Below are 1,096 nucleotides of genomic sequence, written 5' to 3' on the forward strand. Positions count from 1 at the left end.
GAGGTATAGGTGCCGGCGATAAGCCAGTAGATACCCACATGATCCAGTGTCCGAAGAATTCCCTGGACGCTGTGGTGCTGGAGCGCGTGATAAAGCGTCGACGCGGTGTAGAGGAAAATCAGTGTGACCCCATAGAGCGCACTGGCGAACACGGCAACGGACCCCGCGTACACCGCCGCTTTCGCAACCAGTGCGACGAGCCCGGCGATGCTGAGCCCTATGGCCACCCCATGGACGACGCAACTGCCCAGTTCGTCGACGCGCGCGTGAGGCACCAGGGCGGCGCTTGAATTCGTAGCCATCTGGAAAACCCGATCGAAGGCAAGGTGTCATCTTGCCAGCGCGGCATTGCAATTGATGCTGCCCCGCCTGCGTGGGGCCTGCGCACTGACACCTTGCCCTTCCTCAAGCATTTTCGGCAAACCTACCCCAACCGTGACGTGCTTCCAGCCAATAAGGGGTTGGAACCATGGCATCCTTTAAAAGATAGCCGCGAACCACACTCACCATCGAAGGGAGCAGAGGCTTGAAAGGAAGCGCAGAGTGTGAGCTCACCGCTACGGCCGTCCACTGGCAAGCCTGGGGGCGGCACATGGCCGTTGCCGCGGCCTACATCGGCTTCTACGAACTTTGCCGCTACGTGTCCTTTCCGCAATGGATGCTGATGAGCGGCTTTCGCCTCACTTGCCTCTTGCTCCTTCCTCCACGTTACTGGCCGGCCATCGTCCTGGGCGAAGCCCTGCCCTTGCTCGAGAACGCTGTCGCATGGGGTCCGAAGTTCGGGATCGAGTGGGCGCTACTGGCCGCAGTGCCCATGACGCTCCTGTGGATACCCGCGCTGAAACCGCTGTGCGCGCGCTGGCCGATTCATGACGCCGAGGGCCGCCCGAACATGACGGCGATCCTGATGGCCAATCTGGTCACGGCCATCATCACCGCCGCGTCCACCACCGTCAGCCTCGTCCTGGCATTACGGCATAACCCGGGCCAGTGGCCCGACGTGGTACCTGGGGACTACTTCTTTGCCTATCTGCTCGGGGCGTATCTGGGCGCACTGACTCTGACGCCGGTTGTTCTGGCCCTGCATGAGCGGTTC

The 1,096-nt window shown here is 61.8% G+C and carries 2 protein-coding genes; one reads left to right on the forward strand and one right to left on the reverse strand.

Annotated elements, in window-relative coordinates; translation table 11 throughout:
• Nucleotides 1–302, reverse strand: a 302-nt coding sequence (gene trhA / locus AC1DT2_RS24210) for a PAQR family membrane homeostasis protein TrhA (protein WP_477299275.1), incomplete at its 3' end; no start/stop codon positions are given.
• Between the two features lie 224 nt (nucleotides 303–526).
• Here trhA and AC1DT2_RS24215 point away from each other — a divergent pair.
• Nucleotides 527–1,096, forward strand: a 570-nt coding sequence (locus AC1DT2_RS24215) for an MASE1 domain-containing protein (protein WP_477299277.1), incomplete at its 3' end; no start/stop codon positions are given.

It is taken from the genome of Luteibacter sp. P4_E6 (assembly GCF_056401535.1).